Origin of the sequence: Citrobacter sp. Cm046, assembly GCF_030333065.1 — a bacterium.
Classification (GTDB): domain Bacteria; phylum Pseudomonadota; class Gammaproteobacteria; order Enterobacterales; family Enterobacteriaceae; genus Citrobacter; species Citrobacter murliniae.
In genome coordinates, this window is the sequence record NZ_JAOWGP010000045.1 from 28946 (window position 1) to 53406 (window position 24461).

Annotated in this window: 22 protein-coding genes; 4 read left to right on the top strand and 18 right to left on the bottom strand. The window is 51.8% G+C overall.

Features of this window, described 5'->3' with window-relative positions; all coding sequences use genetic code 11:
- Positions 1 to 112: 112 nt before the first annotated feature.
- Genes hemG through pepQ form a run of 4 tightly spaced genes read right to left on the bottom strand, consistent with a single transcriptional unit; the run spans position 113 to position 4105 of the window.
- Entirely contained in the window at positions 113 to 658 is a 546-nt protein-coding gene (hemG, locus tag OGX98_RS20795; protein ID WP_045449176.1) for a menaquinone-dependent protoporphyrinogen IX dehydrogenase, read from the bottom strand.
- 11 nt (positions 659 to 669) lie between these two features.
- Positions 670 to 2121 (bottom strand): Trk system potassium transporter TrkH, encoded by a 1452-nt coding sequence (trkH, locus tag OGX98_RS20800; protein WP_045449175.1) that lies wholly within the window; start codon positions 2119 to 2121, stop codon positions 670 to 672.
- 38 nt (positions 2122 to 2159) lie between these two features.
- Positions 2160 to 2774, bottom strand: coding sequence for an IMPACT family protein (locus tag OGX98_RS20805; protein WP_286595895.1), 615 nt, complete (start codon positions 2772 to 2774; stop codon positions 2160 to 2162).
- Positions 2774 to 4105, bottom strand: a complete 1332-nt coding sequence (pepQ, locus tag OGX98_RS20810) for a Xaa-Pro dipeptidase (RefSeq protein ID WP_048223315.1) — start codon at positions 4103 to 4105, stop codon at positions 2774 to 2776. Before pepQ ends, OGX98_RS20805 begins: the two co-directional genes overlap by 1 nt.
- Before the next feature lie 189 nt (positions 4106 to 4294).
- Here pepQ and fadB point away from each other — a divergent pair, with 189 nt between their 5' ends.
- Together fadB and fadA are read left to right on the top strand one after the other, a co-directional pair.
- Positions 4295 to 6484, top strand: a complete 2190-nt coding sequence (fadB, locus tag OGX98_RS20815; protein ID WP_284097282.1) for a fatty acid oxidation complex subunit alpha FadB — start codon at positions 4295 to 4297, stop codon at positions 6482 to 6484.
- Positions 6485 to 6493: 9 nt separating this feature from the next.
- A complete protein-coding gene (gene fadA, locus OGX98_RS20820; RefSeq protein WP_286595897.1) occupies positions 6494 to 7657 on the top strand; it encodes an acetyl-CoA C-acyltransferase FadA in 1164 nt (387 codons plus the stop codon).
- A gap of 152 nt (positions 7658 to 7809) precedes the next feature.
- On the opposite strand, the gene OGX98_RS20825 is transcribed toward fadA, so the two are convergent.
- From OGX98_RS20825 to ubiD, 4 genes are all read right to left on the bottom strand, one after another.
- Positions 7810 to 8790: a LacI family DNA-binding transcriptional regulator gene (locus OGX98_RS20825; protein ID WP_048223308.1), complete on the bottom strand. Its 981-nt coding sequence runs from the start codon at positions 8788 to 8790 to the stop codon at positions 7810 to 7812.
- Between the two features lie 7 nt (positions 8791 to 8797).
- Positions 8798 to 9736: an ROK family protein gene (locus tag OGX98_RS20830; RefSeq protein WP_045449165.1), complete on the bottom strand. Its 939-nt coding sequence runs from the start codon at positions 9734 to 9736 to the stop codon at positions 8798 to 8800.
- 292 nt (positions 9737 to 10028) lie between these two features.
- On the bottom strand, positions 10029 to 10730 hold the full coding sequence (gene fre / locus OGX98_RS20835; RefSeq protein ID WP_045449163.1) for an NAD(P)H-flavin reductase: 702 nt from the start codon (positions 10728 to 10730) through the stop codon (positions 10029 to 10031).
- A 40-nt stretch (positions 10731 to 10770) separates the two neighbouring features.
- Positions 10771 to 12264 carry a 4-hydroxy-3-polyprenylbenzoate decarboxylase gene (gene ubiD, locus OGX98_RS20840; protein ID WP_045449162.1) on the bottom strand — a complete coding sequence of 498 codons (1494 nt, stop codon included), beginning with the start codon at positions 12262 to 12264 and terminating at the stop codon, positions 10771 to 10773.
- 204 nt (positions 12265 to 12468) lie between these two features.
- Here ubiD and rfaH point away from each other — a divergent pair, with 204 nt between their 5' ends.
- Positions 12469 to 12957, top strand: a complete 489-nt coding sequence (gene rfaH, locus OGX98_RS20845) for a transcription/translation regulatory transformer protein RfaH (RefSeq protein ID WP_200013160.1) — start codon at positions 12469 to 12471, stop codon at positions 12955 to 12957.
- 6 nt (positions 12958 to 12963) lie between these two features.
- Here rfaH and tatD read toward each other — a convergent pair whose 3' ends face one another.
- From tatD to udp, 9 genes are all read right to left on the bottom strand, one after another.
- Complete coding sequence (gene tatD / locus OGX98_RS20850; RefSeq protein ID WP_048223305.1) at positions 12964 to 13746, bottom strand: 3'-5' ssDNA/RNA exonuclease TatD; 783 nt, start codon at positions 13744 to 13746, stop codon at positions 12964 to 12966.
- 41 nt (positions 13747 to 13787) lie between these two features.
- Positions 13788 to 14579, bottom strand: coding sequence for a Sec-independent protein translocase subunit TatC (gene tatC / locus OGX98_RS20855; protein ID WP_045449155.1), 792 nt, complete (start codon positions 14577 to 14579; stop codon positions 13788 to 13790).
- A 2-nt stretch (positions 14580 to 14581) separates the two neighbouring features.
- Positions 14582 to 15130 carry a Sec-independent protein translocase protein TatB gene (tatB, locus tag OGX98_RS20860; RefSeq protein ID WP_045449154.1) on the bottom strand — a complete coding sequence of 183 codons (549 nt, stop codon included), beginning with the start codon at positions 15128 to 15130 and terminating at the stop codon, positions 14582 to 14584.
- A gap of 3 nt (positions 15131 to 15133) precedes the next feature.
- Positions 15134 to 15388, bottom strand: coding sequence for a Sec-independent protein translocase subunit TatA (tatA, locus tag OGX98_RS20865; protein ID WP_045449152.1), 255 nt, complete (start codon positions 15386 to 15388; stop codon positions 15134 to 15136).
- 78 nt (positions 15389 to 15466) lie between these two features.
- Positions 15467 to 17107, bottom strand: coding sequence for a ubiquinone biosynthesis regulatory protein kinase UbiB (gene ubiB, locus OGX98_RS20870; RefSeq protein WP_045449149.1), 1641 nt, complete (start codon positions 17105 to 17107; stop codon positions 15467 to 15469).
- The gene (gene ubiJ / locus OGX98_RS20875; protein ID WP_200013159.1) at positions 17104 to 17709 is read right to left on the bottom strand and encodes a ubiquinone biosynthesis protein UbiJ; all 606 of its coding nucleotides are present in this window, start codon (positions 17707 to 17709) and stop codon (positions 17104 to 17106) included. The genes ubiB and ubiJ overlap by 4 nt, the downstream gene beginning before the upstream one ends.
- A gap of 13 nt (positions 17710 to 17722) precedes the next feature.
- Positions 17723 to 18478 carry a bifunctional demethylmenaquinone methyltransferase/2-methoxy-6-polyprenyl-1,4-benzoquinol methylase UbiE gene (gene ubiE, locus OGX98_RS20880; RefSeq protein ID WP_045449144.1) on the bottom strand — a complete coding sequence of 252 codons (756 nt, stop codon included), beginning with the start codon at positions 18476 to 18478 and terminating at the stop codon, positions 17723 to 17725.
- A 94-nt stretch (positions 18479 to 18572) separates the two neighbouring features.
- The gene (gene rmuC, locus OGX98_RS20885; protein WP_284097285.1) at positions 18573 to 20003 is read right to left on the bottom strand and encodes a DNA recombination protein RmuC; all 1431 of its coding nucleotides are present in this window, start codon (positions 20001 to 20003) and stop codon (positions 18573 to 18575) included.
- Between the two features lie 140 nt (positions 20004 to 20143).
- A complete protein-coding gene (udp, locus tag OGX98_RS20890) occupies positions 20144 to 20905 on the bottom strand; it encodes a uridine phosphorylase (protein WP_006686084.1) in 762 nt (253 codons plus the stop codon).
- Positions 20906 to 21171: 266 nt separating this feature from the next.
- Here udp and OGX98_RS20895 point away from each other — a divergent pair, with 266 nt between their 5' ends.
- Positions 21172 to 21981 (top strand): dienelactone hydrolase family protein, encoded by an 810-nt coding sequence (locus OGX98_RS20895; RefSeq protein ID WP_200013157.1) that lies wholly within the window; start codon positions 21172 to 21174, stop codon positions 21979 to 21981.
- A gap of 84 nt (positions 21982 to 22065) precedes the next feature.
- Here OGX98_RS20895 and metE read toward each other — a convergent pair whose 3' ends face one another.
- The gene (metE, locus tag OGX98_RS20900; protein ID WP_284097286.1) at positions 22066 to 24327 is read right to left on the bottom strand and encodes a 5-methyltetrahydropteroyltriglutamate--homocysteine S-methyltransferase; all 2262 of its coding nucleotides are present in this window, start codon (positions 24325 to 24327) and stop codon (positions 22066 to 22068) included.
- Positions 24328 to 24461 lie beyond the last annotated feature (134 nt).

The window sequence follows — 24461 nt, forward strand, 5'->3', positions numbered from 1 at the left end:
GCCTGTAGTCCGTTGTTCCGTGTCAGTGGAGGCGCATTATAGGGAGTTATTTCAGGCTGACAAGGGGAAATTTAAAATAATCTTCCGACTGCGTATTTTTTATTCTTTGCGTTTATTTTAACAACGCTTTGTTGGTTAATTGGGCAATTTCCCGCGCAAAAATCGCGACCTGTTCCCAGTCGGTATATACGACTTCTTTACTTGTATCCGTTTCACCGCCCGACATCTTCATAATCAGTTTGATCATGACACGGTCATACCAACGATAACGAGGATAAAGTAAAGCTCCGGCAATCACCGCACTGCGGTCTGGTCGCCACGGCGAGCTCATCAGAAACTTGCGCGCATAGCTGTTGGTCTGCGGGGTACGCTTTTCCGGCTTACGAGCAACCAGGTTAACGGAGTAGAACGCACTCGGCATCGCATTCAGCCGCGTGGCATGCTTCTTCACGAACTCCTGAAAAGCAGTATGGTAATGACCGTAGCGAATTGATGCACCAATCACCACGCTGTCATAGTTTTTCCAGTCAGGCTCTTCGGTGCGATGCAGATTCACAACATCGGCCCAGACGCCCAGTTCTTTTAGTTCAGAAGCCAGATACTCGGCGATTTCGCGCGTTTGTCCATCCCGGGAAGAAAAAAGAATCAGTGTTTTCACGTGTTACTCCGTTATTCACGCCAGAAGGTAGGGGTAAAGAGTACCAGCAAAGTAAAGACCTCGAGACGACCAAATAGCATATTGGCAATCAGGATCCATTTCGCCACTGGGTTCATACTGGCAAAGTTGTCGGCAACAACGCCCAGCCCTGGTCCCAGGTTATTCAGGGTCGCAACAACAGAGGCAAATGCTGAGAAGTCATCCACACCGGTCGCTATAATTGCCAGCATACTGATAATAAACACCAGCGCATAGGCTGAGAAGAATCCCCATACCGCTTCAAGGATCCGTTCCGGCAACGCACGATTACCCAGTTTAATACTGTAAACCGCATTGGGGTGGACCAGCCTTTTGAGTTCCCGGTTACCCTGCTTAAACAGCAGCAGGATACGAATGACCTTCAAACCACCACCCGTTGAGCCAGCACAGCCACCAATAAATGCAGAACACAGCAACAGTACCGGCAGGAACAGCGGCCAGCGGGCAATACTGTCCGTAGTAAACCCTGCGGTGGTCGCCATTGATACTACCTGGAAAAAGGCCTGATTGATCGTCGTTAGCGCCGAACCATAGGTGTTGTGTACCCACAGCACCAGCGTACAGACAGCCACCAGCGTCAACTGCACACCGATGAACATGCGAAATTCCGGGTCGCGCCAGTAGACCTTTAAACTACGCCCACTTAATAAAGAGAAGTGCAGGCCATAGTTACAGCCGGAGATCAGTAAAAAGATAGCAATAATCGTGTTAATAGTGGGGCTGTCGAAATAGCCAACACTGGCATCGTGTGTAGAGAAGCCGCCAATAGCAATGGTGGCAAAACTGTGCCCAATGGCATCAAACGCCGGCATCCCGGCAAACCATAGCGCCAGCGCACATGCAATCGTCAGCAGTACATAGATAAGCCATAACGTTTTTGCCGTTTCAGCAATACGCGGACGCATTTTATTATCTTTGAGCGGCCCAGGCATTTCTGCCCGATAGAGCTGCATACCACCGACGCCAAGAATAGGCAGGATAGCGACCGCCAGCACGATGATCCCCATACCACCAAACCATTGCAACATTTGGCGATAAAAGAGAATGGCGTGCGGCAATGAATCCAGCCCCACCAGCGTCGTCGCACCTGTCGTTGTTAACCCCGAAAAGGATTCGAAAAACGCATCAGTAATCGTGAGGTTAGGACTTTCGGAAAAGATAAATGGTAGCGCACCCACGCTGCCCAGCACGGTCCAGAACAAGACGACGATCAGAAACCCTTCGCGGGATTTCAGTTCACCCTTTTCCTTACGGTTCGGCCACCACAGCATGGAACCAATTGCCAGCGCGACAAAGAAAGTTTGCGTAAATGCACGACCCGCACCATCACGGTAGATGAGAGCTACCAGTCCGGGGAGGATCATTGTCCCCGAAAATAAGATGACCAGTAGTCCAACGATTCGGGTAATGGCGCGAAAATGCATCTCTGCCGCTTCCTTAATTCTTCAAAATGAGGTGGGGATTATTCTTCAATCGCTAACAATTGCAATGAACCACGACTAAAATCCGCCAGCCTTGCCGAAAATTCATCCACTTTCGCATAAGGAAGCGCTACCCTGAGCCGAACAAATGCCTGGTAATCACTGGAAATTATTTTACCGTCAAACTGCCCCAACAATATTTCAATGCCAGCCAACTGGCCGTACTCACACTGCAAAGTATATTCGGTTAATGGCGTCTTGCGCTGCGTTATTAACTGACGTAAAGCCTGATTCACGCCGCCGCCGTAGGCTTTCACCAGCCCACCCGTACCGAGAAGAATACCGCCGTAGTAGCGTACCACCACGGCGGTAATTTCACCGACACCGCTCCCCATCAGTTGAGCAAGCATCGGTTTCCCTGCCGTCCCCGCTGGTTCACCATCATCCGAGAATCCCAGCTGTTGCGAATCATTCGGCGCACCCGCCACCCACGCCACACAATGGTGGCGCGCGTCCGGGTGTTCCGCTCTAACTGACTCAACAAAGGCTTTCGCCGCTTCCACACCATCCGTATGCGCGAGCAGAGTAATAAAGCGGCTTTTTTTGATCTCTTCAACAACGCTAACCGGCGCCGCAGGGATTAACCAACTGTCCATTACGCCAGTTTTAAATCCCGCGTCATGTTTTCGACATTGCTCTCGTGGATAACCACGTTATCTTCAATACGAATACCACCGAACGGCTTCAGCGCTTCAATTTTCTGCCAGTTAAAGTGCTTGCTGAATTGCCCTTCGCGCCATGGCGCCAGCAGCGATTCGATAAAGTAAATACCCGGCTCGATAGTCAGGACCATGCCCGGCTGCAGCACTCGCGTACAGCGCAGGTAGGGATACTTTGATGGTGCAGCAAGGTGTGTACCGCTGTCATCCTGCATAAAGCCAGCAACATCATGAACCTGCAGACCCAGCGGGTGGCCAATGCCGTGCGGCATAAACGGCCCGGTGAGATCGTTCTCTACCATCGCCTCTTCACTCATACCGGTGATGATTTGATGTTTACGCAACAGCTTTGCAATACGTTGATGGAACTGAATGTGATAATCCACATAGCTGACGCCCGCCTTCATGGTTGCAATCAGCGCCAGTTCTTCGTCGTTAACGTCCTTCACCAGTTGCGCATAGTCGTTGTCGCTTTTCGCCGACCAGGTTCGCGTCAGGTCTGCCGCATAACCATTGTATTCCGCGCCAGCATCCAGCAGGAAACTGCGGATTTCTGACGGCGCCTGGTGATCCAGTTTGGTGTAATGCAGTACGGAGGCATGTTCGTTGAGGGCCACGATATTGCTGTAAGGCACGTCGGTGTCACGATGACCCGTGGCAGTCAAATAGGCCAGGTTAATGTCGAACTCGCTCATCCCGGAACGGAAGGCTTCTTCTGCCGCACGATGCCCACTCACCGCCATTTTCTGCGCTTCACGCATACAGGCCAGCTCGTAATCCGTTTTATACGCACGATAATAATGAAGATAGTCGATCACCCCTTTCGGGTTGATATTGCTGGCAGCGATGTCCAGTTGCAACGCACGCTCAGGAACCGGGCCGATATAACCAATATTACCGCGTGCAGCTGGCAGTTGGCCGCCAATACCATCGGCTTTTGGCAGCGCAATAATGTCAATTTCTTCCGTCCAGAAAGAGGTCGGTAGCGGTTCAACGTTGTGCCAGTAGTCGACCGGCAAGTAGAACCACAATTTAGGCTTATTAACGCCATCTACCAGCAACCAACAGTTAGGAACCTGCGTGACAGGTACCCAGGCTTTAAACTGCGGATTAACCTTAAACGGATATGGATGATCGTCGAGAAAAACGTTTAACAGCTCGCCGGAGTGAATAAGTAACGCATCCAGCTTAAAACGAGCCAGCGCATCGCGGGTCCGTTCCTGTAAGGTAACAATATGATTTTTATAGAGTGCGGCCAGTGATTCCATTATTTACCCTTCTGTTTTTTTGACCTCAAGTCACCGCATCTTAGCACATCGTTCTGTAGCTGCGTGATTTCTGCCGAGCGTGATCGAATCGTCATTTCTTTAATCATTCATTTGCATTTTATTAACATAAAACACACACTTCGATTCATCTGGTATGACCAGATCACCTTGCGGATTCAGGAGACTGACATGCTTTACAAAGGCGACACCCTGTACCTCGACTGGCTGGAAGATGGCATCGCCGAACTGGTGTTCGATGCCCCTGGCTCGGTCAACAAACTCGATACGGCAACCGTAGCCAGCCTGGGCCATGCGCTTGATGTGCTGGAAAAGCAGACAGATTTAAAAGGTCTGCTGCTGCGCTCGAATAAAGCGGCCTTTATTGTTGGCGCCGATATCACCGAATTCCTTTCATTGTTTCTTGTTCCTGAAGAGCAGCTAAGCCAGTGGCTGCATTTTGCCAACAGCGTCTTTAACCGGCTGGAAGATTTACCGGTGCCAACCATTGCCGCCGTAAACGGTTATGCGCTGGGCGGCGGTTGCGAGTGCGTGCTGGCGACCGATTACCGTCTGGCAACGCCGGACCTGCGTATCGGTCTGCCGGAAACGAAGCTGGGCATTATGCCGGGCTTTGGCGGCTCTGTGCGTATGCCACGTATACTGGGCGCCGACAGCGCGCTGGAAATTATTGCGGCGGGTAAAGATATCAGCGCTGAGCAGGCACTGAAAGTTGGCCTGGTCGATGGCATTGTTAAGCAGGAAAAACTGCTTGATGGCGCGATGGCTGTATTACGTCAGGCAATCAACGGCGACCTCGACTGGAAGGCCAAACGCCAGCCGAAACTGGAACCACTGAAACTCAGCAAAATTGAAGCCGCAATGAGTTTTACCATCGCCAAAGGCATGGTCGCGCAGACTGCAGGTAAACATTACCCTGCCCCCATCACCGCGGTAAAAACGATTGAAGCCGCAGCACGCTTTGGTCGTGAAGAAGCACTGAATCTGGAAAATAAAAGCTTTGTGCCACTGGCGCACACCAGTGAAGCACGCGCGCTGGTCGGTATCTTCCTCAACGATCAGTACGTAAAAGCAAAAGCGAAGAAGCTGACTAAAGACATTGAGGCACCGAAGCAGGCCGCAGTATTGGGCGCAGGCATTATGGGCGGCGGTATCGCTTACCAGTCTGCCTGGAAAGGTGTGCCGGTTATCATGAAAGACATCAATGATAAATCATTGACGCTTGGTATGACTGAAGCCGCCAAACTGCTGAACAAACAGCTCGAGCGCGGCAAGATTGATGGTCTGAAAATGGCAGGCGTGATTTCAACCATTCATCCCACCCTCGACTATACCGGCTTTGAGCGCGTAGATGTGGTAGTGGAAGCGGTCGTTGAGAATCCGAAAGTGAAAAAAGCAGTACTGGCAGAGACCGAAGAGAAGGTTCGCCATGATACCGTGCTGGCCTCAAACACCTCCACTATTCCAATTAGTGAACTGGCCAGCGTTCTGAAGCGTCCGGAAAACTTCTGCGGCATGCACTTCTTTAACCCGGTGCACCGTATGCCTCTGGTAGAGATCATTCGCGGTGAAAAAAGCTCGGATGAAACCATCGCCAAAGTTGTCGCCTGGGCAAGCCGTATGGGTAAGACGCCGATTGTGGTCAACGACTGCCCCGGCTTCTTCGTTAACCGTGTGCTGTTCCCGTACTTTGCTGGTTTCAGCCAGCTACTGCGTGATGGAGCGGACTTCCGCAAAGTCGATAAAGTGATGGAGAAACAGTTTGGCTGGCCGATGGGTCCGGCATATCTGCTGGATGTCGTCGGCATTGATACCGCCCATCACGCGCAGGCAGTCATGTCAGCAGGCTTCCCACAACGCATGCAAAAAGATTATCGCGACGCGATTGACGCATTGTTTGACGCCAGTCGCTTTGGACAGAAAAACGGCCTCGGCTTCTGGCGCTATAAAGAAGACAACAAAGGTAAACCGAAGAAAGAAGAGGATGCCACTGTTGATAGTCTGCTGGCAGATGTCAGTCAGCCGAAGCGCGATTTTAGCGATGAAGAGATTATCGCCCGTATGATGATCCCGATGGTCAACGAAGTGGTGCGCTGCCTGGAAGAAGGCATTATTGCCAGTCCAGCAGAGGCAGATATGGCGCTGGTTTACGGCCTGGGCTTCCCTCCGTTCCATGGCGGTGCGTTCCGCTGGCTGGATACGCTCGGCAGCGCGAAATATCTCGATATGGCGCAACAGTATCAGCACCTCGGTCCGCTGTATGACGTCCCGGAAGGATTGCGCAATAAAGCACGTCATAACGAACCGTATTATCCCCAGGTTGAGCCTGCCCGCCCGGTTGGCGACCTGAAAACGGCTTAAGGAGTCACAATGGAACAGGTTGTAATTGTTGATGCGATCCGTACCCCGATGGGCCGTTCGAAAGGGGGGGCGTTTCGTAACGTGCGGGCAGAAGATCTCTCCGCACATTTAATGCGTAGCCTGCTGGCGCGTAATCCCGCGCTTGATCCTGCGGCTCTCGATGACATTTACTGGGGCTGCGTACAACAGACGCTGGAGCAAGGGTTCAACATCGCCCGTAACGCCGCGCTGCTGGCAGAAGTTCCGCACTCCGTCCCGGCAGTAACGGTCAATCGCCTGTGCGGTTCATCCATGCAGGCACTGCACGACGCGGCACGCATGATCATGACCGGCGATGCACAAGCGTGTCTGGTTGGCGGCGTGGAGCATATGGGCCACGTCCCCATGAGTCACGGCGTCGATTTCCATCCGGGTATGAGTCGCAACGTTGCTAAAGCGGCGGGAATGATGGGCCTGACGGCAGAAATGCTCTCCCGTATGCACGGTATCAGCCGTGAAATGCAGGATGCCTTCGCCGCACGCTCACACGCCCGGGCCTGGACAGCGACACAGTCTGGCGCATTCAGAAATGAAATAATCCCGACCAGTGGCCACGATGCTGACGGCGTGTTGAAACAGTTTAACTACGATGAAGTTATCCGCCCGGAAACCACCGTCGAAGCGCTGTCCACCCTGCGCCCGGCGTTCGACCCAGTCAGCGGTACAGTTACTGCCGGAACATCTTCAGCTCTCTCTGATGGCGCAGCTGCCATGCTGGTGATGAGTGAAAGCCGCGCTCGTGAACTGGGTCTGAAACCACGCGCCCGTATTCGTTCAATGGCGGTTGTCGGCTGCGACCCCTCAATCATGGGTTATGGCCCGGTCCCGGCCTCAAAGCTGGCGCTGAAAAAAGCAGGGCTCTCCACCCGCGATATCGGTCTGTTTGAAATGAACGAAGCCTTTGCCGCGCAGATCCTTCCATGCATTAAAGATCTGGGACTGATGGAGCAGATTGACGAGAAGATCAACCTCAACGGCGGCGCGATCGCACTGGGTCATCCACTGGGATGTTCCGGTGCACGTATCAGCACCACCTTGCTGAACCTGATGGAGCGCAAAGACGTGCAGTTTGGTCTGGCGACGATGTGTATCGGGTTGGGTCAGGGGATCGCGACAGTATTTGAGCGAGTTTAATCAGAGAGTGTCATCTATTGCAGGTCGGGTAAGCGAAATGCCCCGGCAACCATGCCGGATGGCGACGCAATATCGTCTTATCCGGCCTGCAACGACAGCGCCACTGTATAACAATTAGTTGCCGTTTTTCCCGCCTGTCAGGGGCGGGTTTTTTATTTCACAGAACTGGTACGGACCACTAACTGCACGGGTAGCAACAAATTCTGTTCCTGCTGTTCTTCCAACAACAAACGCAGTGCTTCACGCCCCAGTTGCTGTTTATCAACGGCAATGGTGGTCAGCGGTGGATGTGACCAGGCTGCGGCATCAATATCATCAAACCCTACCAGTGAAAGATCTTCCGGGATACGTATACTTTGCTGCGCACACACTCGCTGAACCACCAGCGCTGCCGCATCGTTATAAGCAAAAATGGCATCGGGCGGCTCGGGCAACCTGAACAATTCGTTGACCGCTTCGACCAGTGATTGTTCAGTATCCAGAAGCGGTGGCGCAATGGCTTCATACTCTGGCGGCATCAGTAGACGAGCGTCATACAGCGCCTGGCGATAGCCCTTCTCACGCTGGCGAATACTGTAATGAGAGAGTGTGCTGGCAAGAAAGGCAATGCGACTGCGCCCTTGTTCGATTAGATGTCGAGTGGCCAGATAGCCACCCTGGGTATTATCCGGATTGACGCATGGCAAACCAGGCACCCACAAATCCACCAGTACCATTGGCAGCTTCATTTGTTGCAGTAGCCCAAGCAGTTCAGGCTCAAAAAATCCGGCACAGATCAGCGCATCAGGCTGATGCAGCATCACCTGTTCACCCACTGCGTCACCAGGACCAATAGAGAGAAAGCTCAGCGCAATATTGTGATCACGACATACTTCTTCTATGCCCAACAACAGCGGTGAATAAAACGGTAATGCCCGACTAATGTTGTGCTGGCGATGCAACAAAAACAGGACGCGCCTGAGTTTATCGCTACGCAGACGGGAGAAATCGTAGCCCTGCTGTTCCGCCACGGAAATAATGCGCAATCGGGTATCCTCACGCAGTCCCGGTTGCCCTTTTAGTGCGCGGGAAACAGCGCCAACCGACACACCGCAGGCTTCGGCAATATCTCTGATTCGTACAGGTTTCGTCATTTCACTCTCATTGATCGTGCGTCATCATACGGGTAGTTGCGGTCGCAGGCTGTTGTGCACCCAGCCAGGCGGCACCACGTACGCCGCTGCTGTCGCCGTGACGAGCCTGGACAATCGGCGTGCGGCACTGTTTTCCAAATACGTACTGTGCCACCCGCGCCTGTAAGCCTGAATAGAGTATGCCAATATTGGATACTCCGCCGCCCAACACGATAACATCTGGATCAAGCGTATTGACCACGCCAGCTAACGCTCGGGCTAATTGATCGCAGTAGCGCTCCCATAGCAGGCAGGCGTCTACGTCACCAGACTCGACCCGTTTCATTATTTGAGGAACACCGGCATGTTGCGTGGTGTGATTCAGGTACTGACGCTCCAGGCCGCTGCCCGAAATAAAACTCTCAATACAGTTTAACTGCCCGCAATAGCACGTTACCGCCGCGCCGTCCCGCTCTTCATTGTAACGCGGTAGCGCATTATGTCCCCACTCTCCCGCACAGGCATTAGGGCCTGAGATCAAACGGTTATCGACACACAATCCACCACCGCATCCCGTACCAAGGATCACTCCAAACACTACTCCATACCCGCGTCCGCTTCCGTCCATGGCCTCCGACAACGTAAAACAGTTGGCGTCGTTGGTTACGGGCACAGGTATTCCCAGCGCCTGCTCAAGATCGCGTGCGAAGGGTTGTTGATTGAGCACCAGAATATTGGAGTTTTTTATTAACCCATCACTGTCGACTGCGCCGGGCACACCCACACCGACTGATAATGGTCGATTAACGGTCTTCATGGCTTTCACGATAGCGTCCGTGACGACCCGGAAAAAATCGCCGTAGCTCTGCTTTGGTGTACTGCATCGTTCGCGGTAAATAATCTCACCCGTGTTATCAATCACCACTGCTTCGATTTTAGTCCCACCAATATCCAGTCCGAGCCTCATGATTCCCCCATTCGCTTGACGCAGAATTATATCTGCACAGACTGACTTTTTTGTTTACTAAACACAAAGACAGACATCACAAAATAGAATTTTGACGATAGTTTTTATATAAAAACATGGCAAATAGAGCGTCAAGGCAGAACACCTGTGTTTACTAAAAAATAACGATGAGGGTAATTCGTCACGAACGGGGAGATTCACAGAGACCGAACCAGCAATCTCAGCAATTCAGGGAGTGAGTGATCGGGCATTAACGACCTGAATGCGCCGGAAAAGCTCCGGCGCACCCTGCTTAAATAAATGCGAAAGCGTCGCCAAACAGGCGGTCTTCACGCGCGCTGCGTTCATTGCAAAACAGGTCGCGTGCGATTTTTGCCATCTCAAAACGTCCGGCGATATAGATATCATGTTCCGCCAGGGTACCGTAATCCTGCAATACAGCGGTTAATACTGTGCCTGTGCGACCACGCCAACCCGCTTCAGGTTGTTCCACCACTGGCTCAACGCGCAGATTAGGGTGATTAACTGACAGGGCTTCCAGCTCGGAGAGATCATAAAGATGCTTCTCTTCTCGCCCGCCCCAGTAAATCGTGACATCACGGTCTGGATTACGCGCCAGTGCTGTTAGCAGAATTGAGCGCACATAAGAGAACCCTGTACCGCCAGCGATCAGGATCAGCGGACGATTTTCATCATCACGCAGCCAGGCTTCACCGTGTGGAATATCGACCTTAATTTCCCGGTCTTTCAGAATTCGATCCATAACGGCCATGGCATAAAGATTTAGCTCAGAGGCGCCAACGTGCAGCTCAATGAATCCGTGCTCATCCGGTGTAGATGCCATGGAAAACGGACGCTTATCCCGTTCATCCATCACGACCATTAAATACTGACCAGCACGAAAGGAAAACGCCGCGTCTGGCACTAAACGAACGCGATATACGGTGTCAGTGATAGCTTCTACCGAGGTCACTTTACAGCTTAAGGTTGTCATGCGCTCTCTCTGTCGGATCAATAGGCAAAATGATCGCGCCTCAGGCGCTTTTGCCGTCATTAAAGATGGCCAATTCATCCCAAATTGCGTCAATACGCGCAGTCACTTCAGGATCTTTTTTAATCGGGCGTCCCCACTCACGTTGGGTTTCACCCGGCCATTTATTTGTGGCATCCAGTCCCATTTTTGAACCAAGGCCGGAAACCGGCGAGGCAAAATCCAGGTAATCAATTGGCGTATTTTCTACCAGAACCGTATCCCTTGCCGGGTCCATACGGGTGGTAATTGCCCAAATCACATCGTTCCAGTCACGTGCGTTGACATCATCATCGCAGACAATAACAAATTTGGTGTACATAAACTGACGTAAAAACGACCAAACACCCATCATGACGCGTTTAGCATGGCCAGCGTACTGCTTTTTCATCGTCACTACGGCCAGTCGATAAGAGCAGCCTTCCGGCGGCAGGTAAAAATCGACGATTTCCGGGAATTGTTTTTGCAGAATAGGCACGAAAACTTCGTTCAGCGCCACGCCTAGTACCGCAGGCTCATCTGGCGGACGGCCGGTGTAAGTCGAGTGATAAATCGCATCTTCACGCTGAGTAATGTGTGTAACGGTGAAAACAGGGAAGCTATCCACCTCATTGTAGTAGCCTGTATGGTCGCCATACGGGCCTTCCGGCGCCATTTCTCCCGGCTCTATATACCCTTCCAACACAATCTCCGCGCTGGCAGGAACTTCGAGATCGTTGGAAATACATTTAACCACTTCGGTCTTGGTACCACGTAATAAGCCCGCAAAAGCGTATTCCGATAACGTATCAGGTACTGGCGTTACGGCCCCCAGAATCGTTGCCGGATCAGCGCCCAGCGCAACGGAAACCGGGAAACGTTCGCCTGGATGAGCCGCACACCACTCCTGATAATCAAGCGCGCCGCCACGATGAGAAAGCCAGCGCATGATGAGTTTATTTTTGCCAATCAGCTGCTGGCGATAAATACCCAGATTCTGTCGCTCTTTATGGGGGCCCCGCGTTACGGTGAGTCCCCAGGTGATCAGCGGAGCTGCATCTTCCGGCCAGCAGGTCATTATCGGAATACGGTTTAGATCGACATCATCGCCTGAATAGATTTTTTGCTGACAAGGCGCACCGCGTAACCGCTTAGTCGGCATGTTCAGTACCTGCTTGAACTGCGGCAGCTTATCAAACAGATCGCGAAATCCTTTTGGCGGCTCAGGCTCTTTCAAAAACGCCAACAACTTACCCACTTCCCGCAACGCAGAGACATCTTCTTGTCCCATTCCCATGGCAACACGCTTCGGCGTGCCAAACAGGTTACACAGCACTGGCATTGAATAGCCTTTGGGATTCTCAAACAGCAACGCAGGCCCACCAGCACGCAGGGTGCGATCGGCTATTTCAGTGATTTCCAGATGGGGATCCACCGGAAGCGTGATGCGTTTGAGCTCGCCTTGCTGCTCAAGTTGCGTCAGGAAGTCGCGTAAATCGTGATATTTCATGGCGTCCATTGTGGCCTCTTCGTAAGCGCTTCATTATACGGCGTTCATCATTGCGATGCTGTATTTTTGTTAAATTAGCGTGAACTCTGGCGGTACATCTAAGCCCCGGGAGTATATACCCAACGGATTTCGAGTTGCTTTAAGTCGGGTATAATTAACTTAGCGCATGGCTTTTGTTATGCTTGCGCTCAGAACAAGCGGATAAGAGTTATTATGCAATCCTGGTATTTACTGTACTGCAAACGCGGGCAACTTCAGCGTGCCCAGGAACACCTGGAAAGGCAGGCGGTGAACTGCCTGACGCCTATGATCACCCTGGAAAAAATGGTGCGCGGCAAACGTACCACAATCAGTGAGCCACTTTTCCCTAATTACATGTTTGTCGAATTCGACCCGGAAGTGATCCACACCACGACGATCAATGCCACGCGTGGCGTCAGCCATTTTGTACGCTTTGGAGCAACACCAGCGACGGTTCCCTCTGCAGTTATTCACCAGCTTTCCATCTACAAACCCGAGGGTGTTGTTGATCCGGAAACCCCTTATCCAGGGGACTATGTGATTATCACTGAAGGTGCATTTGAAGGATTGAAAGCGATCTTCACTGAACCTGATGGCGAAGCGCGCTCTATGCTTCTGCTTAACCTGTTGAATAAAGAGGTTAAGCAGAGCGTGAAAAATACCGGTTTTCGAAAAATTTAATCTACCTTAGAAGGTAACTTCAAACAGCGTTCTCACGTTGGAGTCGATTGTTGTTGATAGCCATTGAGGATCTTCCCCGCGCCAGTGTGCAATCCGTTCAAGAATGTGCGGCAGGTAGGCCGGCTCATTACGCCGTGTAGACGGTTTAGGTGTTAAATCGCGGGGCAGTAAATAAGGCGCATCAGTTTCGATCAGGAGCCTCTCTACCGGAATAAAAGGTAACAGCTCCCTAAGCTCCATCCCCCGACGCTCATCGCAGACCCATCCGGTAATACCAATATAAAGCCCTCTGTCCACGCAGTCCTGCATCTCCTGACGTGAACCGGTGAAGCAATGCAGTACCGCGCCTGGAATGCTGTCCAGCCAGGGCTCCAGCAATGCCAGAAAACGGTCATGCGCATCCCGGCAATGCATGAAAACTGGCATCTGCAGTTCAGCGGCAATACGCAGTTGTGCCTCAAAAGCCCGCTCCTGCTCTTGTGGCGTGGAGAAATTACGATTGAAATCCAGACCGCATTCACCAATGGCGACCACTTCAGACTGGTTTGCCAGAGCGACTATCGCTTCTTCGGTTGAGGATTGCCACTGGCTACTATCATGCGGATGGACGCCGGCTGTGGACCAACAATTCGGGTAATGCTGCGCCAGCTTTAGCGCCTGCTGGCTTTCATGCAGGTTCGTTCCGGTCAGAAGCATACCGTGAACACCGGCCGCAAAGGCGCGCGCTACAACCTCATCCCTGTCTTTCGCAAATTGTGAACTGGTTAAATTAACGCCAATATCAAACATGCTTCCTCCCATATGACAACCGCCCTGACGGGCGGTTGAATTTATTCTTCGGTTTTCTCGGTGGCTTCAGCTTCTTTTGCATTCTCAGCCTCGTTATCTTCGTCTCGCGTACGTCGCTTACCGACATAGAAACGGGAGAAGAAAACGCCCACTTCAAACAGGCAGTACATTGGTATTGCCAACAGCGTTTGCGAGAAGACATCTGGCGGGGTCAGTAACATCCCCACGACAAATGCACCGACAACAACGTATGGACGTTTCTTACGCAAGTCATCAGGCGTCGTAATACCCATCCAGCACAGCAGCACAATGGCAACAGGAACCTCAAAAGAGACCCCAAAAGCCATAAATAGCGCCATCACGAAGCTAAGGTAACTGGCAATATCTGTCGATACTTGTACGCCTTGCGGTGCCGTATTAGCAAGGAAACCAAAGGCTAACGGGAAGACGACAAAGTAGGCAAATGCCATACCGATATAGAACAGCAACGAACTGGAAACCAGTAACGGCACAACAAGGCGACGCTCATGCTTATACAAAGCAGGAGCAATAAACGCCCATACCTGATACAGGATCACTGGCGCTGAAAGGATCAGCGACACCATGAAAGTGAGTTTTATCGGGGTAAAAAACGGCGAGGCCACATCCGTGGCGATCATCGTCGCACCCTGCGGCATCTGTTTTATCAGCGGTGCCGCAACCATATGGTAAATGTCGTTGGCAAAATAAACCAACGCCAAAAAGATTACCATTACGGCAATAATGCAGTTCAGGAGTCGCTTACGCAGCTCAATAAGATGCGTGATGAGCGGTTGAGTATCTTCTACAGCCATGTTTACGGTTTATCACTCGACGATGGGGAGGATTCGACAACAGGCGCGGCGGTTTTCTTTTCAGCGTCCATCACTGTTTCGGACGCGGTTTCCGTCGATTCAGATGTCCTGGTACCCGTGGATTGCGGTTTTTGCTCCGGCGAGCTGGCCTGCGTTTCAGCGGAAGCAGGAGTAACCCCTTCATGCTGCGCTTCGCTATCTTTCACCACCGGATTATGGATAGTGTGCGCTTCATCGCTCGCTTTCTCAGGCTCGTTAACGCTGTAAGAACGCTTCATCGACTCTGCAGCTTCACGCAATTCATCCATCGATGCTTTCAGCTCCGGCGTCAGATTTGTCAGGCTCGCTTTCTCAACCTTCTTCAGGCTGTCCTGAAACTCCTGAAGCTTAAGCTCCTGGGTCAGTTCATTCTGAACAGTAGTTGCAAGGGAACGCAACGCACGAACCCAGCCCGCGACCGTTTTTACCGCAACCGGCAATCGTTGTGGCCCCAATACGATGAGGCCTATCACGAACACCAATAACAGTTCGCTAAAACCGATATCAAACACGGATTATACCTGCTCTTTATCGTGGCTTTTGGCGTCTTCTTTTTTCACTTCGCCCTGCTTATCGGTGATGGATTTAGCAGTAAAATCAGCGTCCTGACTGGATTTATCCTGCTTGGGTTCATCATCTCCCATCGCTTTCTTGAAGCCTTTAATAGACGCACCAAGATCGGAACCGATGGAGCCGAGTTTCTTGGTGCCGAATAGCAGCACAACGATGACGGCAATGATCAACAACTGCCAGATACTGATACCACCCATACATGTTCCTCTGTCATAGATGATGAATTAATAAGGCCGTAGTATACGTTACACGACCTGCCTTGAGCGATGAAAAATTCAGCGCATTTTGCGCCAGCCGATCAGCCAGGCAATGACGCCGCCCGCTATTAACCAACCAGGCATAAGCCCCCACTCAGGACGGCTTACCAGCAAGAATGTCCCACTTAACAACAACGTCGCGCCAATACCCAATAAATAACGAGATTGTCCCTGACGGACGTGATTCGCATGAAGCTCGCGCGCAATCTTATCAACACTGTGCTGTAAATATTTGCCCTGGCGCAAACTGTCATACACCAGTTCAGGTATTTCTGGCATTTTTTCGACCCAGAACGGTGCTTTTTCTTTAAATGCCCTGACAAGGGCGGGAATTCCGACCTGCTCTTTAATCCAGGATTCAAGAAATGGCTTGGCCGTCTTCCACAAATCCAACTGCGGATAAAGCTGTCTCCCAACGCCTTCAACATACAGCAGTGTTTTCTGCAACAGCACCAGTTGGGGCTGGACTTCCATGTTAAATCGACGTGCCGTATTAAACAGATTCAGCAGCACGTGACCAAATGAAATCTCCGCCAGCGGCTTTTCAAATATCGGCTCGCAGACGGTACGAATAGCAAATTCAAATTCTTCGACGTTGGTATCCGGTGGAACCCAGCCAGAATCTACATGCAGCTCTGCAACCTTACGGTAGTCACGATTAAAGAACGCAATGAAGTTTTCAGCCAGATAGCGTTTATCTTCTTTATTTAATGAGCCAACAATCCCGCAATCTATGCCGATGTACTTTGGATTTTCAGGGTGTTCATAGCTGACAAAAATGTTGCCAGGATGCATATCGGCATGGAAAAAACTGTCACGGAATACCTGAGTAAAGAAGACCTGCACACCGCGCTCGGCCAACAACTTCATGTTGGTGCCGTTCTTCTCAAGCGTTGCAACATCCGAAACGGGGATACCGTAAATACGCTCCATCACCATCATGTTCTGACTGCAATAGTCGGAATACACTTCCGGGATGTACAGCATCGGGCTGTCTTCAAAATTGCGGCGCAATTGAATAGCATTCGCCGATTCACGCAGCAAATTCAACTCATCAATTAATGTCTTCTCATATTCGCGAACCACTTCCGTCGGCCGCAAACGGCGACCGTCAGGCAGCAAGCGAGGAACCCAACGGGCAAGGCGATAGATCAGTTTTAAATCCGCTTTGATAACCGGCAGAATGTCCGGGCGAATAACCTTGATCACGACCTCTTTACCATTCGATTTCAGTCGGGCCGTGTGTACCTGTGCAATGGACGCAGATGCCAGTGGCTGGATCTCAAAATCATCAAACCATGCCTCAACGGGTAACCCACCCATTGCTTCTTCAATTTGCTGTTTTGCTCTTTGTCCATCAAAGGGGGCAACACGATCCTGCAACAGTGCCAGTTGATCGGCGATATGCGGAGGGAAAAGGTCACGACGGGTGGAGAGCATTTGACCAAACTTGATCCACACTGGCCCCAATTCTTGCAACGCCAGTCTCAGTCTCTCACCCAGTGGCTTTTCTTTATGCCGATTAGGCATCCAGAACAAGGTGTAACGCCACAACCGAAGCGGCAGCGTAATACGCATTTTGGGGATGAGTTCATCAAGACCGTAGCTTAAAAAAGTGCGAATGATGAAATAAAGGCGCCGTACTTCACCTGGCGTCATTTGACCTCCAGTTTTTCCAGCCGTTTGGCCAGAGATTCAACCGCACGCTCAACGGCTGCCGTTTCTTCCGCGAACCATGCAACCTCAAGCGGACCAGGAGCCATACGCCACTCTTCAGTGATCGCTTCGGCAACGTAACGCTGCTGACGTTGCATGGTGTGACACAGAAACTTCGCCCCACCACGCAGGGCTTTGCTGACCCCTTCCGCGACGATATCGCCGGTATAGGGCGCTAACAGTTCAGCAGGATCAAACTCTGCAAGGTCAGCCAGAGCGACAAAGTTCTGTACCACCTGAATATCGCCCTGAACTTCCAGCTCGCCGCTACGAATAAGGGTTGTGAGTTGCTGCCGGTCGCGTAATTTCGGTAAAACGCTGGCATGTGTGATCACGGTGCAATCGGCTTCGCCTTCCCAGGCCCCCAGCACATCGACCTGGCGCTCACTAAACACCAGGACTAACGGTGTCGAAAATCCTTTGAGATCCATACGCAGCACCTTGCTCTGCAGACGCGTTCGGGCTGATTTCAGCGCAGGCGAACGGTACAGAAAGGTGTTGAGTAGGTTTTCAACTCCTGCGGTCACTAAGGGTTTTAAAGGCATCCCCGATCTCCTGTCAGAACTTATAGCCACGGTGCAGCGCAACCACACCTGCTGTCAGGTTGTAGTAATCCACGCTTTCAAACCCGGCATCTTGCATCATCGCTTTTAAGGTGTCCTGATCGGGATGCATGCGGATGGACTCCGCCAAATAACGGTAGCTTTCTGCATCGTTGGCCACCATTGAACCAATACGTGGCAGAATATGGAAAGAGTAAGCATCATACGCTTTGCTCAGAGGTTCGATAATCGGTTTGGAAAACTCCAGCACCAGCAAGCGTCCACCGGGCTTCAATACCCGATACATGGATCGTAATGCTTTCTCTTTTTCCGTTACGTTACGCAGACCAAACGAAATCGTGATGCAGTCGAAGGTATTGTCAGGGAAAGGCAGTGCCTCAGCATTTGCCTGGACATACTCGACGTTACCAATCACACCGATATTGCGCAGCTTTTCGCGACCCATTTTGAGCATTGAGTCATTGATATCCGCCAGGACGACTTGACCGGTTTCACCAACCATGCGAGAAAATTTCGCCGTCAGATCTCCCGTACCACCCGCCAAATCCAGAACGGTTTGTCCGCGACGCACGCCACTACAGTCAATGGTGAAGCGCTTCCACAAACGATGAATGCCAAATGACATTAAATCATTCATAACGTCATATTTAGACGCCACAGAATGAAAAACGTGGGCCACCATGTCAGCTTTCTGCTCTTTAGCGACGGTCTGAAAGCCAAAGTGCGTCGTTTCTTGTGAATCTTCCACCATCTCAGTGCCTACTCATCAATAAAATGTTCGAGAAGTGTAACAGATTGGGCCAATTTGCCCTACCCTTCTGCCGGGTTCAACTACCCCAAACGGGCTAGTTCGATTGCTGATTTGCCGCCGCATTATCGGGATAAGCCTCATCCAGCTGCGCCTCCGGGACCGAGCGTAAGCGGTATTCTTCATCCTGAGTTGTGGCTTGTTCAGCCAGTTCAGGATTAATCTCGCGCTTAATTTCTACACCTAATCCACGAAACGCTTCTGCCTGCGACAGGACGTTTCCACGCCCTGAGGAGAGTTTTTTCATCGCCTGTCGGTAGTTGTCCTGCGCTTTGTCCAGACTCTGGCCGATCGCCGACATATCATCGATAAACAACCGCATTTTGTCATAAAGCTTGCTGGCCCGATCTGCAATCTGCTGCGCGTTACGGCTCTGGTGTTCATAACGCCACAGATTCGCGATAGTGCGCAATGCCACCAACAACGTAGTAGGGCTAACCAGCATAATGTTATTTTTGAGTGCTTCGGTTATCAGTTCGGGCTGTCTGTCCAGCGCAAGCAAAAAAGCAGGTTCAACGGGAATAAACATCAGTACATAATCAAGCGTGCGTAACCCTGGGAGCTGTTGGTAATCTTTGCGTCCCAACAGACGAATATGGTTACGCACAGAGGCAATATGCTCCTGCAACGCGCTCTCCCGGGTGTAGTCATCTTCTGCATTAAAATAGCGCTCGTAGGCGACCAGCGTCATTTTAGCGTCGATAACCACGTCTTTTCCCTGTGGCAGTCTGACAATAACATCCGGTTGCATCCGTGAACGCGCGTCATTTTCAATACTAACCTGGGTTTCATATTCATAGCCTTCACGCAGACCGGAAGCCTCCAGCACTCGCGTGAGCACCACTTCTCCCCAGTTCCCCTGGGTCTTGTTATCCCCTTTCAACGCCCGCGTCAGGTTAACGGCTTCCTGCGCCATCTGCGCGTTCAATTGCTGGAGATTACGAATTTCGTGCGCCAGAGTGTGCCTTTCCTGCGCCTCTTTACCAAAGCTATCCTGAACCTGACGGCGAAAACCGTCCAGCTGTTCACGCAATGGCGTAAGCAAACTATTCAGGCTTTGCCGGTTTTGCTCGTCAACGCGGCGGTTGCTGTGCTCAAAAATACGGTTCGCAAGGTTTTCGAACTGCTCGCTCAGACGCTGTTCACTGTTGATCATCTGGCGAATTTTATCTTCAGCGTGTTGCTGCGTCGCTTCCAGACGGGTGGTGACTTCCCGGAGATCGGCTTCCAGAGAGGTGTTGATGCTGTGTAAGCTGCGTAACTCGTTATTGAGTAGCTCACACTCTTCTCGCCAGTGGGCTTCCTGCGAAAGCTGTTGCCGGGCGGCGCTCAGCGCAATATCCAACTCACGCCGTTCTTCGATGAGATCTGCTCGGATCTGATCGGCACGCGCTTTGGTCGCCAGCCAACCCACAAGCAGCCCTGCAGCCAACGCCACCACAGCACTCATCATAATTGAAATATCCACAACGCCCCCTTACAGCAACGACTTACCTGCACAAAATAGAATTGTGCTGTATAAACGTCCAGTTTAAAAGGAATTTCCTGCGAGGCACTACGCAAAATAAAAAGGCCGAACACGTCGGCCTTTTTACAAAGAAGGGTGTATTACAGCAGGCGACGCGCTGCTTCTACCACGATTTTCACCGCGTGGCTTTCCGTTTGCTTCATGGTTTCTGCATTCGGGATCTCTTGCTGAGTACGGTTGACGATAACACCAGCAACCATACCTGCACGCAGACCCTGACTTGCGCACATAGTCAGCAGCGTAGCGGATTCCATTTCATAGTTCATAACGCCCATGGACTGCCACTCTTCCATAGAACCTTTGAAACGGCTCACCACACGACCAGAGAAGGTGTCGTAACGCTCCTGGCCTGGGTAGAAGGTATCAGAAGAGGCAGTAACGCCCACGTGAGTAGTTGCACCGATAGATTTCGCAGCTTCAACCAGCGCGGTGGTGCATTCGAAGTCCGCAACAGCCGGGAATTCCATTGGCGCAAAGTGCAGGCTTGCACCGTCCAGGCGAACTGATGCCGTGGTTACCAGCACATCACCAACATTGATATGCGGCTGAATAGCACCAGTAGTGCCGATACGCAGGAAGGTACGAATGCCCAGTTGAGCCAGTTCTTCTACAGCGATAGAAGTAGATGGGCCGCCGATACCGGTGGAGCAGACGATCACTGCTTTACCATCCAGTTCTGCACGCCAGGTAGTGAATTCGCGATGAGATGCCAGCTTGACCGGCTTATCCATCAGCGCGGCGATCTTTTCCACACGCTCCGGGTCGCCAGGGACGATAGCGAGCTGGGCCCCTTGTAAATCGTTCTTAGTGAGGCCGAGATGAAAAACATCAGACTTAGACATAAAAAACTCCTCTGTGAATCGGTTTTGTCAGAAGAAGCAAAAAGACACTTTACCGAAGGCATAAACATATTTTCGTGACAGTCATCACCATGATGTAAATCAATTGCATTAATTTACCGTTAAAAAGTGACACGCATCACATTAACTACTCATCATCGGGAAGCCTTGCACAAAAGATAGACCGTTTAAGGCAATGTGATTCGTTGCATGTGTCTATAGTTAACAATGCGCTTTTTTGCTGATTATTTAAGGGTACGGAGAATACCATGACAACAATACGACAATCTGGCTTTGCACCTGCTGCATCCCCACCCGCATCAACAACAGTTCACACACCGGATAACGCGATTATCGCAGGTGTAACGTCAATACCTTCTCAAGGCGATGATATGCCGGCGTATCACGCGCGGCCAAAACAGACTGATGGCCTGCTGCCCGTAGTCATCGTCGTGCAGGAAATATTTGGCATTCATGAACATATCCGTGATGTTTGCCGCCGACTTGCGCTGGAAGGGTATCTGGCTATCGCCCCGGAACTCTATTTTCGCGAGGGCGATCCAAATGATTTTGCAGATATCCCTACGCTACTGAGTGGCCTGGTAGCTAAAGTGCCTGACTCCCAGGTGCTGGCCGATCTGGACCACGTTGCCAGTTGGGCCTCCCGCAACGGCGGTGATGCACATCAACTGATGATCACCGGTTTTTGCTGGGGCGGTCGTATCGCCTGGCTGTATGCCGCTCACAATCCACAGCTCAAAGCGGCTGTGGCGTGGTACGGAAAACTGATTGGCGACAAAACCCTGAACTCACCTAAACACCCTGTCGATATCGCTACCGACCTGAATGCACCGGTATTGGGGCTTTACGGCGGTCAGGACTACAGCATTCCACAAGAGACTATCGAAACGATGCGTCAGGCACTGCGCGCCGCGAATGCCAAAGCGGAAATCGTGGTCTATCCCGATGCCGGACACGCGTTTAACGCCGATTATCGCCCGAGCTATCACGAAGAGTCTGCAAAAGACGGCTGGCAAAGAATGCTGGAGTGGTTCGCACTTTATGGCGGGAAGAAATAACGTATTTTGCCGGGTAGTGGCTACGCCTTACCCGGCTTACAAAACATCTCATCAGAACAGAGGCTTGCGCCTCCGTTTTTAATCTTACGCCTGACGCAGGTTCTGCGCGGCTTTGACCATGTTTGCCAGTGCGGCACGGGTTTCCGGCCAGCCGCGGGTTTTCAGACCACAGTCCGGGTTCACCCATAGACGCTCTGCGGGGATACGTTGCTCAGCTTTCTTCAGCAGGGCTTCAATCCACTCGACACTTGGAACGTTCGGTGAGTGGATGTCGTACACGCCCGGTCCGATTTCATTCGGATAGTCAAATTCTTCGAATGACTCCAGCAGCTCCATGTCAGAACGTGAGGTTTCAATAGTGATCACGTCTGCGTCCAGCGCCGCAATCGAATCCATGATGTCGTTAAACTCGCAATAACACATATGAGTGTGGATTTGGGTTTCGTCCTTCGCCACCGCAGCATTAATGCGGAAAGCTTCCACGCCCCACTCCAGGTATGCTGCCCAGTCGCTGCGACGCAGTGGCAGACCTTCGCGCAATGCCGGTTCGTCAATCTGGATGATGCCAATGCCAGCGGCTTCCAGATCCGCGACTTCATCACGCAGCGCCAGCGCAATCTGTTTAGCGATAGTTTCACGAGTCACATCTTCACGTGGGAATGACCAGCAGAGAATAGTCACAGGGCCAGTCAGCATGCCTTTAACCGGTTTATCAGTCAGTGACTGTGCGTACTTCGCCCACTCAACGGTAATCGCTTCCGGACGGCTGACATCACCAATTACCACTGGCGGCTTCACGCAGCGAGAGCCGTAACTCTGTACCCAACCGTTCTGGGTGAAGACAAAGCCATCCAGATGCTCACCGAAATACTCCACCATGTCGTTACGCTCGGCTTCACCGTGTACCAGCACGTCGAGGCCTAAACGCTCCTGTTCTACAATGGCCTGTTTAATGTGCTCCGCAATGCCGGTGCGGTAGTTGTTGGCGTCAAGATTGCCTTTCTTGAAGTCCAGACGCAGGCCGCGAATTTCCGTGGTTTGCGGGAAGGAACCAATGGTCGTGGTCGGCCATGCCGGCAGGTTAAAGCGCGCACGCTGCGCTTCGGCACGTACCGGATAAGCATTGGTACGCTGGCTGTCCTGTGCAGTGATCGCAGCCAGACGTTTTTCAACGGCTGCATTATGTACACGGGTTGAATGGCGACGAGCCTGAATCGGCGCGCTCCACTCCTCCAGCGCGACGGTATCACCGCTGTTCAGCGCATCACGCAGCAGCGCCAGCTCACCGCATTTTTGCAGAGCGAAAGAAAACCAGCTCTTCACTTCAGCATCAAGGCGAGTCTCGACACTCAGATCAATTGGGCTGTGCAGCAGGGAACACGAAGAGGCTACCCACAGCGCACGTTTGCCGACAATGTCTTTAATCTGCGCATATTTCTCGGTTAAATCGGCACGCCAGACGTTGCGGCCATTCACCAGACCTGCAGAGAACAACCAGTCAGCCGGCAAACGTTTGTGCAGTTCTGCCACGTCATCTTTACCATGGACCAGGTCAACATGCAGACCCTGTACCGGCAGTGCGGTGATGGTGTCGAGATTCGGGGTTACTCCTTCGAAATAGGTGGTCAACAGCAGCTTCACTTGTCCTGTGAGCGCGTCATACGCTGATTTGTAAGCATCCAGCCACTCCTGCGGCAGTTCCAGCACCAGTGCCGGTTCATCAATCTGCACCCACTCAATGCCACGTTGCGCCAGCTCAGTCAGCACCTGCTGGTAAACTGGCAGAATGTCTTTCAGCAGGCTCAGACGGTCAAACTGCTCGCCCTTCACTTTGCCCAGCCACAGGTAAGTCACAGGACCCAGCAGCACCGGTTTCACTTTGTGACCCAGCGCCTGCGCTTCGTCAACTTCGTCCAGCAGTTGGGTCCAGGTCAGTTTGAACTCCTGACCTTTAGTGAACTCCGGCACCATGTAGTGATAGTTGGTATTAAACCATTTGGTCATTTCTGCCGCCGCCGCCGGTTGACCGGTCGGTGCACGGCCACGGCCAATGCGGAATAAGGTGTCGATGTCGACAGAGCCGTCTTTGTTCTGATGGCGGGCCGGGACGTTACCCAACAGCAAACTGGTGGTCAGGACGTGATCGTACCAGGCAAAGTCCCCCACCGGCAGCAGGTCAATACCCGCTTGCTTTTGTTGATCCCAGTGGCGGGCACGCAGCTCACGGCCTACTACCAGCAACTCTTCACGAGAGGAATTTCCCGCCCAGTAGCTTTCTTGTGCTTTTTTCAGCTCGCGGCGCAGGCCAACACGAGGGAAACCGAGGGTGTGATTAAGTATTGTCATTTTTCTTCCTCTAATTATATGTAAATCCTATAGATTTTGAATTTAGGGAAGGAGGCAAGCTTATTCATCCCTGAGAGCTTACTGAAGTAAGTGACCGGGGTGGAAAAACGCAGCCAACACACCATAAATTTAAA